Consider the following 12,819-nt stretch of genomic DNA (forward strand, 5'->3'; position numbering starts at 1 on the left):
AGACAGAGTGTACCGTTCCCTGGAGTTGTTCGTTACCCCGGGAGGGGTGAAGTGAGATCAATTATGGGCGACGACGCCGATCGAACTCCGAGCCGAGAGGAGAACAGCCGGTCAGGACTGACACCAAAACAACGGCTTGGGACAGCGAATCCACGCCTCTTGGACGCGTGCATCGTCACGATCCACGATATGGAGACGCTCCAGGAGTGTGTCGCCTACGAGAACCAGCACGAACAGCGCGTTCCAATCCTCGAGATGCTTGCCCGGCGTGCCGAAGAACTGCGTGAAGAAGACGAGTCGTGAGTGATCCCACAGCCTATCCCGACGATTATAGCAAGACGGCTTGGTTTCGTTGCCTTGTGCAACAGCGGGCGGGAACCTCCAACGGCGTTGCACAAGGCCGCCAGCAACCGGTGCCGCCCGGTAGTGTTGTTCGGACCTCAGAGAGGGGTGGAGGGTTTCACAGATGAGCGATCGACCAGAGATCACGATCCAGCACCAAGCAGCGTTCACCGACGATGGTGAGCTCGAACTAACCGGAGAAAGCGTCGAGACCTCCCTCGAGGATTTCGGCGCCGACGTCAGTCATCGCGATCAAGATACGCACCTCGATCGGCCCGCAGCCAGCCAGTTCGGTATCGACGATCGCGTCGAAGTGCGCCAGTCAGAGGCCGACGACACTGACCAGTCACCACTGTTCGCGAATACGGCCGATGATCAACAGACGCTCACAGGCGAGGACGCCAGCGCACAGTTCCTCTTCGATGACTGACCACCAACCTCCACGAGCGAACGCGAGAACACGCGTCCTCACGTTGGCTGCAACGACTCCGAATCCGCCGACCAGTGGAGTGTACGCACACGGTGATCCATGTCCTCGCTGCGAGGCAGCAGTGTTGGCGGGACGGGTCGACGAGAAAGGAAAGCAGTATCTCGAGTGCGAACAGTGCCTGTACCGCCCTACAATAGCCGGAAACACCGGAGACGACTGACAATGAGGCCGAGAATACTAAAGACGGATGCTGATCGTCACTATCGACCGGGTCGGCGGGTAGCAGAGACACGCCCCTACTCACCGATGTAACCCCTGATAAATCTCAGTAACGTCGTTGTGGGCGTCGTCAAGGGCGCTTGCGTCCTCTGGAAGCAAGGCGACGATCAGACAGTCCGCATACGTCTCGAAATACTCGACCAGCGCGGCGATCCGATCCGAGTCGATTGCCTCCAGGGAATTGAGCAGCATGAACGGTACCTGCTCGTAGACGTCGTGGACGAGGTAGCCCGCGAGCGCGAACACGAGTCCCGTCAGTTCGCGTTCGCTCTCCGAGAGGTGTTCGATCCAGATCCGGTCGATATTCGCGTAGTCGAGCATGCCCGAAGGAGCGCTTTCTATCTGGTCGTCAGATCAATTGATGGTCCGTAGGGATCTTTAGGAAGACGGCAGCCCCATTGCTTCGAACTGTTCCTGGTAGCGATTGCGAATCGTGACTTCTGTGACGTTAGCGACGTCTGCGACCTCCTGTTGGGTTTTCTTCTCGTTGCAGAGTAACGAGGCTGCGTAGATCGCCGCCGCCGCAAACCCGGTCGGCGATTTCCCCGAGAGCAACCCCTTCTCGGCCGTGGTCTCAATGATGTCCTTGGCTTTCGCCTGGACATCTTCGCTGGCCGCCAACTCCGAGCAGAATCGCGGGACGTACTCCACCGGGTCGACAGGCCTCATCTCAAGGGAGAGTTCGTTAGCGACGTACCGATACGTTCGCGCGATCTCTTTTTTCTCAACTCGGGAAACGTCGGTAACCTCCTCGAGACTCCGCGGGATGCCCTCTTGACGACAGGCCGCATACAGACAACTTGTTGCGACGCCCTCGATCGATCGGCCACGAATGAGATCTTCCGACAGGGCTCGGCGATAGATCACACTGGAAACCTCGCGTACTGATCCGGGAACTCCCAGCGCGGAGGCCATTCGATCGGTCTCGGTAAGTGCGAACTGAAGATTACGCTCGCCAGCGTTTTTGGTCCGAATGCGCTCTTGCCATTTGCGAAGTCGCTGCATTTGCTGGCGTTTGCCCGACGAGAGCGAGCGCCCGTAGGCGTCTTTGTTTTGCCAATCAATGGTCGTCGTCAAGCCCTTGTCATGCATCGTCTGGGTGGTCGGTGCCCCAACCCTGGATTTCTCGTTTCGTTCGGTGGCGTTGAACGCTCGCCACTCAGGCCCATGATCAATGTTCTTTTCCTCAACAACTAAGCCACACTCCTCGCAGACGATCTCACCCTGATCTTCACTCGTGACGAGGGCAGTTGAGCCACACTCCTCGCAGGTTCGATCATCTGTTTTTTCGGCCTGCATCGAGTTCTTCTTCCGTTCACGTTGACGAGTGGGGCGTTCCATGTTACCAAGGGAACCATTCTGAAGAACCTTAAGGTCTCCTTTCGAACAGATGCGACTCTCATCTCGTCAGCAGGGCTTGCTGGCGAACGTCTGTTGTGGCAGGTACAGGCATCACGCTCACGCCGCTGGCACTCAAACTACAGGTGTGGATGATCCTCCGTCTGATACTGCGGATGACGACGAGCCGTGGATCCTGATGGAGTGGTCGTTGTGGGACGAGCGAGACGACGAACAGACCGGCCGCCGTATCAGGGTCGTCCCGTACGATGGTCCAGAGGGAGCGTGGAAGGCAATACTCGAAGCCCAACCCCATGCCGAATTCTGGGTCGAACGAGCCACGATCGGGTATGGGGATTCACCAGCTGATTTCGACGTCGTCAAACTATAGGAGAAGATCGTGGGACGTCTGTTGTGAGACAGGCATGGTTGATGTCCCTCCGATACAAGCCTGTATCGCTATGAGCGGTCGCTAACCGTCGTCGCAGAACAACAGAATGACTAGCTTGTGAGTTCGTGATCACGTCGTTGTCAGCAGGCCCCTGCGTTAGTGGGCAATCTCGTCGTGACCGGGCTGTCCGATCTGTTCGCTGGCGAGGACCTTGTTCGCCCGTCGGAGGCGCTCGGAAAGTGCTTGGTGCGAGATGTCGAGTTCGGCGGCCAAGTCCTCGAGGGAGATCCGGCGAGGAACGTCGTAGTAGCCCCGGTCGTAGGCTTCGTTGATTGCCTCTTCTTGAGCCTCGGTGAGTGCTGCGGTTTCCTCAAGGTCAGCGTTGCGGCCGGCCTCGACCATCCGCTTGACGTCGACGGTGATCCCCTGGTCTTCGAGTTCGCCTACCGTCTCCGAGAGGAGGTTCCGCTCGGGGAAGAGCAGGCGGAACGTCCAGTTGGTGGCCGAACACTGCGCGTCGAGGATCGTCCCGTCGTTCGAGAAGATCGCCGAGCACATGTTGCTGACCCCTGTGGCGTACTCGATCCGGTACAGGTTCTCATCCGTGTCGGATCCCTCGATGAGACGGTCGAATTCGGTGACCGATGAGTCGTCGGCAAGTGCATCCTCGATTGCAGCCTGCGGTTCGCCGGAGATCCAGACGAGTGGCATCGCTTGCTGGGGACCCTCGGCGACGATACTTTTGATCCGGATCTCGAGGTCGGGCAGCGCCTCGAACGTCTCGGCGAGCGCAACCTCATTGGAGGTAAGGGCGAGTTCGGTGACGGTCGTCATGCCGCCTCACCCCCTGTCTGATCGGACCCGTCCGTTCGACCGGGCGACCGATACACGAGCGACACACCGCCACTATCGGCTATCTGGGTATAGGTCATGATTAGAACGGATAGGTTGCCGGGCCGACAATTCGCGGCCACCCGGATCGATCCTGTCCATCGATACATCTCCTGGCCCGTTGCGTTGTAGCCCTGACTATTCCAGCGGTTTATATAGGGAAAGATAGCTCGAGACAAGGTCCCACTCGCTCTGATACGGACTGTTATAAGTCATCACCGGCGAAACCGCGACCTGTATGCGGTTTCGTCGGTAAATCGTTACAGCAGACCGTATGAATGAGGGACCACCCACCCGTCTTTCTGTCAACGGCCACGCGCCACAGTATAGTAGCTGGATGGGATAGTCCAGGGTGATGACGTACGAGAATCTCGATGCGGAACTCGTGAACGCGCTGTTGGACGACGGCCGGGCAAGCCTGCGGAGCCTCGCTGAGGATCTCGATGTCTCGGTGACGACCGTCTCGAATCATCTCTCAGACCTCGAAGAGGAGGGTGTCATCGAGGGGTTCACTCCACGGCTCAATTACGATGCGCTCGGCTTCGATGTCACGGCAGTCATCCAACTCAAAGTTGAAGGGGACGCCCTTTCCGATATTACTGATCGGCTACGCGACTTCGAACAGATGACCAATGTCTACGAGGTCACGGGCGACTACGACGTGATCGCGATCGGGCGGTTCCGAGACACGGACGAGATGAACGACCAGATCAAGGCCTTGCTGACTGATCCCGATATCAACGAATCCAACACCAGCGTCGTCCTCAACGCTGTCACCGAAAACGAGCAGTTCGAGCTAGCTCTTGCAGACGACTGAGCTATCGATTGGTCACGGACACGAGCGGGCCAAGAGACGAAGTCCGTTGGACCCGAGATCTGTCATCGGTGTCGCCATCACTCTCACTCGACGAGACACTGAACACGTAGTCGGATGTGACGCCGGTGAGCTGGTTGTCGTCGGTTTCGACGAAGAGCACGATCTTCCCGTTGTCTTCTGGGGCTTGGACAACTGTCCCCGTTCGCGACACCGTGTTCCCTGACCGCGTCGATTCGTATGCAATCTCGACCTCATCACCAGGTTCAACTTCCACGTTCATATTCAGATTTCGAACGCGAGGGGTTTATCGATTTTTGTTCGGTCTCTCTGGCGCTCAACATACGAGCAACCAAATCAACGCCTGTGTCAGTGAATCGGCGGCTATACGGGGTAGCTCGCAATTTCTGTCGAATCGCAGACCGGGCACTGCTCAGTTTCACGGTCAACAGTGGTTCCACAATGGCGACACTCATATCGGAGAGCGGATGGCTTGCGGCGACCAACGGCTGCTTTGACCCGCTGTGTGAATGGGCTCATAGTAGTACGTCGAATGACCTCCTGGCAGTTCGATACTCGCGATCTCTTCGCTGTACTCAGCCTGAGCAGCGGGGTCTGTTCCCACGCTGTCTGTCGGTAGTTGGAATGAAGAGCGGCGAGTGTAAATAGGCTGTCCAGCCACAGTGAAAATGGTTCTGAAAACAGGATAACGGCGGAGATGTGGGAGACGCTCACCACGGCTTCCGCGCGTCATCACGCCCGCCCGTGGTGTTGTTCACCCCCCTGTGAGGGATGGAGGATCGAAATGACGCACGTCACGAACCAATCAGTCGAATCGTTCTATACATGCCTCGAGACGGGGGACGACTTGGGTTGTACCTGCCCGATTCATCGTGATCGCGACCGTGAGCCGTTCACCGCCCCACTCGGGTTATCCTTCGCCGACCGGGTGAGTGTCGAACCGATCACGCGCCAACAGGCCGCGACGATCTACGATGCTCACCACGCCTACATGGATAGCCTCCCGTCGGTGAACCTCACCCATCACGGCCTCTACTACCGGGGCGAGTTGATGGGTGCGATCACCTACCGTTACCCACTGCTCTCGAAAAAGCGACTTCACTTCGGACCTGACGGCAACCTCTTTCCCGAGCCGATCAGTGACTCCGACATCGAGCGACTCCCACCCGAGTTGCGATCGACTGCTCGACGGATCATCCCCACTGTCAGCGACGCCGACGTCGCGACCACGACAGTCATCTCCGGCGAGACGATCATCGAGGCAGCACGAGTCTGTCTCGGCGTTCGGATGGCGAATCTCGCGAGCGCGACCCTCGCACGAAGCCAAGAGCGGTTCGTCCAGAGTCCGACCTGTGAAGACGACGTTTGCTACCTGCTCACGTTCGTTCGTGCGGACTACGACGGGGCGATGATTCGAGCGTTGCGAGACAAAGGATGGATCTGCACCGGGTGGACCCAGCCCTCCCAGGCAGGGAACCGCGAGGAAAAGCCGATCCGCGAACGGTACAAGTGGCGGTTTCTCTGCCCGATCGACCCACCCGAGTCGCAGTCAACGTTCGACCGGTGGTCACCGTGAGTTGGTTCGCCGATCGCGGTGGCTTCGGCGCTGAGTTCCACTCGACCCGCTGTCTCGCCGTCGATCTCTATGAGCAGCAGTACGATCACGTCGAGACGATCGAGGACTGTCCGAACGCCGACCCACTGATCGAGTGCCTGCTTTGCGAGCACGAGATCGTGCCGGGAGCTGAGCGATACGCGCCACTTGCTCGAGAGCTAGCTCCGACACTGACACCGACCGCGTTCGAACTCGAGGATTGCAGCCGGACAAGCCGCCATTTCGATCCGTTGCGAACGATCGGCTCCTATACGGAGGCCCAGCTCGTCGACGAGGGATACCTCGCAGAGAATACTGGCGTCGAAGTGCGAAGCCGGCGGGACTGGAAGGATACGCACGGCGACGTGGCTGATAGTGCCTTGTTCGAGTTCCTCCTTCGAGATGCCGTTGAGGTCCATCTGGTGTTCTATCGCGAGTACAAGGACTACGACGATGAGGAGGCGTTCATCGAGGACACGTTGGAGGCCAGCGGGACGACTGCCGGTGGCTCTGCACCCAACATCGTCGGAACCTGGGAGTGGCTCCAAACACTCGGTGTGCCCGACACACTCGACAGCCGACAAGCATCCTTCGCGACGTTCATTTCCGAGTAACCCTACAGTTGCGGACGCTCGTGGTGTTGTTCGCCCCCTGAGAGGGGTGGAGGGTTTCACAGATGTCTGATCGACCAGAAACGGCAGTACAGGCCACGAGCAGAGGCGAACAATGATGTTCGACAACCTCCCACCGGGCGTCCGCCCCGAGGACTGCGAGCCCGACGAGCCCGATCTCCCGGCTGATCCAGATCGCTACTACGAAGCCCGGATCGAACGTGAACTCGAACAGGAGATGGAGGCACACTGATGGGCGCTGTCATCTTCGAAACGTTTGCGTTCGGCACAACCGCCGACGAGGCGTTCACCAGTGCCGTCAAGGACGCCAAGCATATGCACGGTCACAGCGGGTACACGGGGACGATCGCCGAGAAGACCTCCTTCACCGTGATCCCCGAACACGAGCACAAGGGCCGCCAGAAACTGACCGTTGCCCGTGAACTGATCGACCAGGGAGATCAGCGAATCCAGCGCAAGCGCGGTCCCGCTGGGGCGATCAACTGTTCGGGAACGAAAGCCGCCACACGCTATCGCGAACAGCACGGACTCGAGGGCAAACACGGCGACGTCTGGCTCTTCTTCGGCTGGGCTGCGTACTAAGACCCCTACGTGACCGGGTGTGTTGGTCGCTCTTCGAAGGGGACGAAGATTCGAATTAAGAACTGTATCGGTCGCTCATAGTTACCCCACGCAGGCAGGATGATACTCGAGTGTGGGTTAACTACGTAGCAGCTAACCGCCCTTTCCAAGACTCGGTTCATATCTGGTTTATCGATCGGATGACTATGTGCTGAACAAGATGGATGCAATAGCTATCTATCACCTGGTAGTAGTTGTTTATGCACCCTAAAGGGATGCAGCGCGTCCTGAACTGACGCAGGTTCGTGAATCGATCAATAAAGTCATGACTACCATCAGTAACTCGTCAGTCTCGTTCAACTCGACTGACACGCGATCCGACGAGATGAACAGTCCCATTGAAAAACGGATCAGCAACCTTTCTGTCCAAACCGATGAGATGCAGGCCAACGCCGAGTTCCAAGAGTTGCTCGATGGCCAGAGTCTCTTCTTGGACTACTCGTATTGGAATAACCAGCCTATCAAGTCCCACTGTCCTCAGGCAACCGCGTCGCGGGGCGGGCCCGGTATCTTTAATCTAGCATCGCACATATTGATATAGCACCAGTATGACTACTGATCAGCTCCCATCGATGCACCACTTTGAGTCCAAAGAAGACTATCAAGAGTTCGTCGACGAACTTGCCGCTAATAAATCGGAGGCCATCGAAGAATGGGGTGCATACGAAATTGCAACTAATGTGATAGCCCAAGTCGAAGACCGCACTACGGAGATACAGGTCGGTGACAAATCCGCACCTGACGACGACGGCATCAATGCCCCCATCTGTCCGGTAACTGTTCTCGAATATTCCGACGCAACAAGTAGACTTCCCCGTGATGAAGTTGAATCGATCAGTCATCTCGCTGCTGAGCTTTTAGAACAGGATCTTGAGCAGTAGACGAGCGTTGTAGACGATTATTCCGCGACGGAAATACACACAATACCGGATTTTCACTCGGCATCCGGTGTTTCCGATAGTGGTGTTGTTGGGCCCCTGAGAGGGGTGAGGCGCTTTCGAGCAGGCGAGAGCGTCAACACGAGTGATTCCAATGTCTGTGACCACAAAGCGAGCAGTCTCATTCACCGAAACGGAGACGCGAAGCGACGAGATGAACCGTACGATCGAAGCATGGGTCGACGATCTCGTCACTGACGTCGGCGAGGCGGCGGCCAGCGCGGAATTCCAAGAGTGGCTCGACATCCAGAGTCGCTTCCACGACTACTCCCATCGCAATTCCCTTCTCATCAAGCTGCAGTGTCCAGAGGCGACTCGTGTCGCGGGGTACAACACGTGGCGCAACGAGTTCGACCGGCACGTCCAGGAAGGCGAGAGCGCGATCTGGATCTGGGCGCCGATCATCACCAAGCAGTGTCCCGAGTGCGAAAACTCGCCGTCGTATCATGAGAACAGTGACTGTGAGTACGACGAAACGTCTCCCGACGAGTGGTCGAAAGGCCTCGTCGGATTCAAACCCGCTTCTGTCTTCGATATCTCCCAAACCGAGGGAGAACCTCTGCCCGACCTCGAGACCGAAGCAACTGGTGATCCGGGTGAGCTGGTCCCGGCCCTCCTCGAGAGTGCAGACCAGTTGGAGATTGAGACTCGGATCATCCCTTCAGACGAGTGGAACCACGGGGAAGCGACGGGCGTCTGTACACGTCGAAGCGTGATGACGATGCACCCCAGGGTCGAAGTGAAAGATCGAGAGAACCGGGCCGACCTCGCGAGTACGCTCATCCACGAGTACGCCCACGCACTGCTCCACTTCGACGTCGACGACAACACCGAGCGGGTGAAACGCGAAATCGAAGCCGAAGCCGTCGCGTACGTCGTCGGGCGGTACTTCGGGGTAGATACGAGTGGCTCGGCGTTCTATCTCGCTGCGTGGAGCGGTGACGATCTCGAGGTGATCTCTGACCGGCTCGGTCGGATTAGTAACACGGCCCAAGAACTGATCGAAACGCTCAAACAGAAAACCAAGATGCCCGCCGAATCAAAGGTGAGCAAGGCAGTCTGAGGCAAAGCCACGATCCCTAAGGGCCGATAATTATATTCGATGAGATCTGGGTGAAAACATTCTGTCGCTCAAACGCGGTTTCGACAGCAAAGCGCTCGCTCGGCGACGCCGTATGAGCGCTGGGCTGGTATCGACAGTTCCGTGAGATTGTTCTGATGTTCGCCATCATCAACATAGAATTACTGTATGAACCGCTGTAACTGTGGCTCAACATCTATTCAACAGAGCAGAACATAGAGGCGCGTCGATGAGACGCTCTCAGAACCTTGACGCCAAACTTATTTGGCCGGGTAGAGAGAGTTGACATATGCCATCTCTTCCGCTTTCTGAGGACACTTTTGTCTCGTTACTGGAAGAAGCAAACAGAGACCGATTCGATGACGAGGACTGGAAATTCAACAATAGCCAAGAGCGATCTATACTCGCGGGTGACGGGCCGCTTTGGATTACTGCGGGACCGGGCAGTGGAAAAACCGAAGTGCTGATCTCGCGGACTCTCAAACTCCTACTCGTTGACGACATCGCTCCAGGAAGTATTCTCCTGACGACGTTCACTGAGAAAGCCGCTCAGAACTTAGAAGAGCGGATAGTTGACCGACTAAACCGATTCGGTTTCGAGGACGAGATCGATGTCAACGAAATCCACATCGGCACCCTTCATTCTCTCTGTAACGATATAATGAAGGAGTATCGGTATCCCGCATATGCGAATACAGAACTTCTCGATGAAGACGGCCAGCAGCTCTTTACGTACAATAACTGTGACTTCGTGTCTGTTCTCCAGGGAAACGCCGACGCAGAGGACTGGGAGACAGTCACTTCGGATGAGTTATCGGAGGACGCTTGGGAGTTTTTCGAGGAGGTACTGCCGCGTCGCGTCAGTTCTCAGTACGGCCCAAACAAATGGCAAGCGACTGATGGCACTTCTCAAATATTCAATCGGGTGTCCCAGTACTTGGCGGATACGAAGTCTATGCGTCATGCTCCGGAACCTGAATGGCGGATCTGTGCTGAAGGACTTGACCGATACCGCGAGACCCTAAAGGAGAATCGCCGATGTGACTTTGCCCGCCTCCTAGAGCGTTTCATCGATTTCATCGGAAGCGAGGCCGGCCAGCGGTTCATCCAAGGAGAACCGGACCGCGAGCGCCCATCGCTCGAACACATCCTCGTTGACGAGTACCAGGACACGAACCCGCTTCAACAAGAGCTCTATTTCCGGTTGACGGAAGAGCTTGATAATCCGAATATCACCGTTGTCGGTGACGATGACCAGGCCCTGTATCGCTTCAGGGGTGGTACCGTGGAGTGTCTGATCCAGTTCCCGGAGCGCGCTAAAGAGCGATTTGGTGCGTCCGTTCAGCAGGAGCAGTTGAACACAAACTACCGCTCTACGGAAGATATCGTGGACTGGTGTAACCGATATATGAACGAATACCCCCTGATGCAGCGAGAGGGGGCACGCGCTCCCAACAAAGACCCGATGGCTGTAGGCCGTGAGGAGACGGGAGAACGGAAGAGTGTCAAGTCACTTCTGGTCGGTAACAGTGACGAACGGCCAGCAGAAACAGCAGCAGAATTAGTCGAAGAGCTCCACGACGAAGGGTACATCGAGGATTACAGCCAAGTGGCGTTCCTTTTCAAGAGCACAAAGGAGAACTCTCGATGGGCGGGTAAATACGCGGAGGTTCTCCGGGAGCGGGACATTCCCGTTTATAATCCTCGAAACAAGGCTTTTCTGGGACAGGAGGAAGTCCGGTTTGCGCTGAGCGCTGTTATTCGCTGTCTGGATCCCGAACTGGAAGGAGTGGAAGCGGCACGCGTTATGGGGCGAGTCAAGGGACAGATCGAGAACTGGCACGAGGAATTCGATGAGTTCGTTGATGATTACGATGCGATAGAGTTGGACAACTACGTCCGCAGGAAACGGCGCGAACTCAGACGTGCAGGCGACAGCGAATCTCTGGGGTATACCGTCCTCGAACTGCTCTACCGGATGCTCTCGTTCGAGCCATTCCAAACGTGGATCGAAACTCCCGACCGCCCGGAGCGAGGGAAGAGGCTCGGTCGTCTCTCTAAGTTGTTCGACTCCTTCGCTAGTATCACCGGGCCGGAACACATGCAGAAGTCTTCGAGAACCTTGTCAGTATCAACCCGTTTCCTCGGGTCGTTCTACTACGTGTTCTGCGGGTACCTGGAGGCGTCCGATTTCGACGAACCTGAGGATCCCCATGACCAAATCCCGGACGGCTTCGTACAGATGATGACCGTTCACCAGGCCAAGGGTCTCGAATTCCCGGTGACCTTCGTCAGCGACCTCGACAGCGAACCTTGGACGGGCGGCACGTATTGGCTGGAGGAACAATTAGAGCCGTATGCTGACATACATCCCACTGGAACTACTGACGAGAGGGCCAACCGAGACGAGATACGCCGCTTCTACGTGGCGTACTCCCGAGCGGAGGAGGACCTCCTTCTACTTGACCAAGAGGGGACGACGAATGATCTCTCCCTGGGTTATACCGAACAAGGGGACCCTCTGACAGAGAACTGGTTCACAGGGGCCAGAGAAATCGAATCCGCCGATGACTTTCTCAACTTGGTGGGAGGAAGTGTCGGTCCCCACAGCGATGTCGGATTGAAACGCAGGTATAGCATCACCGGTGACGTGCTAGCCTACCGCCGGTGTAAACGCCAGTACGGGTATTATAACGAACTCGATTTCGCACCCAACCACGTCACACAACTCTTCTTCGGGCATGTGGTCCACGAAACACTGGATCGGGCGCATCGACACTACGCCGGGGAGATTGAGGACGACGATGAAGAGACAATTCCGACCGACGACGAGATTGCCACGTACTTCCACGAGGTCGCCGAAGCACTGAAAGCGCGGAACATCTATCCGATGAGCCAAGAGGCCGAAGACACTGCGCTCTCGTACATTCAACGCTTCAACAGGAAGGAAGGTGAGCGACTCTACCCGAGAGTCGTTGACACCGAACACCGCCTTCAAAGCAACCGAGATGACTTCGTTCTGGAAGGCGTCGTTGACGTTCTCGCGGGAGACGACGTAGACGGTTACGAGATCTGGGACTACAAGGCGGGACAACGGCCGGACGGGAGTCGGGAGCTAAACGACTACCAAGCCCAACTGAACACCTATGCAGAACTATATCGCTATCAGCAGGGCAAGTATCCCCAGAGGGGAGTAATCTACTTTTTGGGAGAAGACGATCGAGACGACGCAATGTTTGAACTCAATTTTCAAGAGGGGTCAGTGGAGAGTTCACTCTCCGCTTTCGAAGAAACCGTGGAGGACATCGAACAGGATCGAAAGGGCGGTGATTGGTTCGACATTTCTCCCGCAGACGCGCCATCTGAGGGAACCTGTACCGAATGTGATCTACGCTGGAACTGCCCCGCCCGTCCTGAATACCACGGTTCGCAGTAGGACGAAGATCT

The 12,819-nt window shown here is 56.7% G+C and carries 14 protein-coding genes and 2 pseudogenes; 12 read left to right on the forward strand and 4 right to left on the reverse strand.

Annotated features, from left to right (window positions below; all coding sequences use genetic code 11):
- Positions 1–63: 63 nt before the first annotated feature.
- Positions 64–303 carry a hypothetical protein gene (locus DVH23_RS19235; protein WP_114579024.1) on the forward strand — a complete coding sequence of 80 codons (240 nt, stop codon included), beginning with the start codon at positions 64–66 and terminating at the stop codon, positions 301–303.
- A 163-nt stretch (positions 304–466) separates the two neighbouring features.
- Positions 467–772 carry a hypothetical protein gene (locus tag DVH23_RS19240; RefSeq protein ID WP_114579025.1) on the forward strand — a complete coding sequence of 102 codons (306 nt, stop codon included), beginning with the start codon at positions 467–469 and terminating at the stop codon, positions 770–772.
- 300 nt (positions 773–1,072) lie between these two features.
- On the opposite strand, the pseudogene DVH23_RS19245 reads toward DVH23_RS19240, so the two are convergent.
- Positions 1,073–1,372 (reverse strand): annotated as a pseudogene (locus DVH23_RS19245) (chromosome segregation protein SMC); the annotation flags it as partial.
- Between the two features lie 57 nt (positions 1,373–1,429).
- A complete protein-coding gene (locus tag DVH23_RS19250; protein WP_114579026.1) occupies positions 1,430–2,392 on the reverse strand; it encodes a transcription initiation factor IIB family protein in 963 nt (320 codons plus the stop codon).
- Positions 2,393–2,537: 145 nt separating this feature from the next.
- Here DVH23_RS19250 and DVH23_RS19255 point away from each other — a divergent pair, with 145 nt between their 5' ends.
- A complete protein-coding gene (locus tag DVH23_RS19255) occupies positions 2,538–2,780 on the forward strand; it encodes a hypothetical protein (RefSeq protein WP_157972505.1) in 243 nt (80 codons plus the stop codon).
- A 156-nt stretch (positions 2,781–2,936) separates the two neighbouring features.
- Here the strand turns inward: DVH23_RS19255 and DVH23_RS19260 are convergent, their stop codons facing one another.
- Positions 2,937–3,614: a helix-turn-helix domain-containing protein gene (locus DVH23_RS19260; RefSeq protein WP_114579028.1), complete on the reverse strand. Its 678-nt coding sequence runs from the start codon at positions 3,612–3,614 to the stop codon at positions 2,937–2,939.
- A gap of 412 nt (positions 3,615–4,026) precedes the next feature.
- Between DVH23_RS19260 and lrp the strand changes: the two genes are divergently transcribed.
- Positions 4,027–4,488, forward strand: coding sequence for an HTH-type transcriptional regulator Lrp (gene lrp / locus DVH23_RS19265; protein WP_114579029.1), 462 nt, complete (start codon positions 4,027–4,029; stop codon positions 4,486–4,488).
- Position 4,489: 1 nt separating this feature from the next.
- On the opposite strand, the gene DVH23_RS19270 is transcribed toward lrp, so the two are convergent.
- Positions 4,490–4,768 carry a hypothetical protein gene (locus DVH23_RS19270; protein ID WP_114579030.1) on the reverse strand — a complete coding sequence of 93 codons (279 nt, stop codon included), beginning with the start codon at positions 4,766–4,768 and terminating at the stop codon, positions 4,490–4,492.
- A 522-nt stretch (positions 4,769–5,290) separates the two neighbouring features.
- On the opposite strand from DVH23_RS19270, the gene DVH23_RS19275 reads away from it, so the two are divergent.
- The 8 genes and pseudogenes from DVH23_RS19275 to DVH23_RS19310 all read left to right on the forward strand — a co-directional run bounded on the left by DVH23_RS19275 (position 5,291) and on the right by DVH23_RS19310 (position 12,808).
- The gene (locus tag DVH23_RS19275; protein WP_114579031.1) at positions 5,291–6,082 is read left to right on the forward strand and encodes a hypothetical protein; all 792 of its coding nucleotides are present in this window, start codon (positions 5,291–5,293) and stop codon (positions 6,080–6,082) included.
- A complete protein-coding gene (locus DVH23_RS19280; protein WP_157972506.1) occupies positions 6,079–6,714 on the forward strand; it encodes a hypothetical protein in 636 nt (211 codons plus the stop codon). The genes DVH23_RS19275 and DVH23_RS19280 overlap by 4 nt, the downstream gene beginning before the upstream one ends.
- Before the next feature lie 112 nt (positions 6,715–6,826).
- Complete coding sequence (locus DVH23_RS24705) at positions 6,827–6,964, forward strand: hypothetical protein (protein ID WP_232833830.1); 138 nt, start codon at positions 6,827–6,829, stop codon at positions 6,962–6,964.
- Positions 6,964–7,314, forward strand: coding sequence for a hypothetical protein (locus DVH23_RS19285; protein ID WP_114579033.1), 351 nt, complete (start codon positions 6,964–6,966; stop codon positions 7,312–7,314). Before DVH23_RS24705 ends, DVH23_RS19285 begins: the two co-directional genes overlap by 1 nt.
- Before the next feature lie 587 nt (positions 7,315–7,901).
- Complete coding sequence (locus DVH23_RS19295) at positions 7,902–8,234, forward strand: hypothetical protein (RefSeq protein WP_114579035.1); 333 nt, start codon at positions 7,902–7,904, stop codon at positions 8,232–8,234.
- A gap of 151 nt (positions 8,235–8,385) precedes the next feature.
- Positions 8,386–9,354: an ArdC-like ssDNA-binding domain-containing protein gene (locus DVH23_RS19300; protein ID WP_114579036.1), complete on the forward strand. Its 969-nt coding sequence runs from the start codon at positions 8,386–8,388 to the stop codon at positions 9,352–9,354.
- Positions 9,355–9,434: 80 nt separating this feature from the next.
- Positions 9,435–9,554 (forward strand): annotated as a pseudogene (locus DVH23_RS19305) (IS5/IS1182 family transposase); the annotation flags it as partial.
- A gap of 107 nt (positions 9,555–9,661) precedes the next feature.
- On the forward strand, positions 9,662–12,808 hold the full coding sequence (locus DVH23_RS19310; RefSeq protein WP_114579037.1) for an exodeoxyribonuclease V subunit beta: 3,147 nt from the start codon (positions 9,662–9,664) through the stop codon (positions 12,806–12,808).
- The last annotated feature ends 11 nt before the right edge of the window (positions 12,809–12,819 follow it).

Source organism: Saliphagus sp. LR7 (genome assembly GCF_003344565.1).
Lineage (GTDB): Archaea > Halobacteriota > Halobacteria > Halobacteriales > Natrialbaceae > Saliphagus > Saliphagus infecundisoli.

Bases quoted from the DNA above. Each gene is read 5' to 3' on its own strand.
- DVH23_RS19235 (WP_114579024.1), top strand. From the start codon at position 64: ATGGGCGACGACGCCGATCGAACTCCGAGCCGAGAGGAGAACAGCCGG.
- DVH23_RS19240 (WP_114579025.1), top strand. From the start codon at position 467: ATGAGCGATCGACCAGAGATCACGATCCAGCACCAAGCAGCGTTCACC.
- DVH23_RS19250 (WP_114579026.1), bottom strand. From the start codon at position 2,392: ATGGAACGCCCCACTCGTCAACGTGAACGGAAGAAGAACTCGATGCAG.
- DVH23_RS19260 (WP_114579028.1), bottom strand. From the start codon at position 3,614: ATGACGACCGTCACCGAACTCGCCCTTACCTCCAATGAGGTTGCGCTC.
- lrp (WP_114579029.1), top strand. From the start codon at position 4,027: ATGACGTACGAGAATCTCGATGCGGAACTCGTGAACGCGCTGTTGGAC.
- DVH23_RS19270 (WP_114579030.1), bottom strand. From the start codon at position 4,768: ATGAACGTGGAAGTTGAACCTGGTGATGAGGTCGAGATTGCATACGAA.
- DVH23_RS19275 (WP_114579031.1), top strand. From the start codon at position 5,291: ATGACGCACGTCACGAACCAATCAGTCGAATCGTTCTATACATGCCTC.
- DVH23_RS24705 (WP_232833830.1), top strand. From the start codon at position 6,827: ATGATGTTCGACAACCTCCCACCGGGCGTCCGCCCCGAGGACTGCGAG.
- DVH23_RS19285 (WP_114579033.1), top strand. From the start codon at position 6,964: ATGGGCGCTGTCATCTTCGAAACGTTTGCGTTCGGCACAACCGCCGAC.
- DVH23_RS19295 (WP_114579035.1), top strand. From the start codon at position 7,902: ATGACTACTGATCAGCTCCCATCGATGCACCACTTTGAGTCCAAAGAA.
- DVH23_RS19300 (WP_114579036.1), top strand. From the start codon at position 8,386: ATGTCTGTGACCACAAAGCGAGCAGTCTCATTCACCGAAACGGAGACG.
- DVH23_RS19310 (WP_114579037.1), top strand. From the start codon at position 9,662: ATGCCATCTCTTCCGCTTTCTGAGGACACTTTTGTCTCGTTACTGGAA.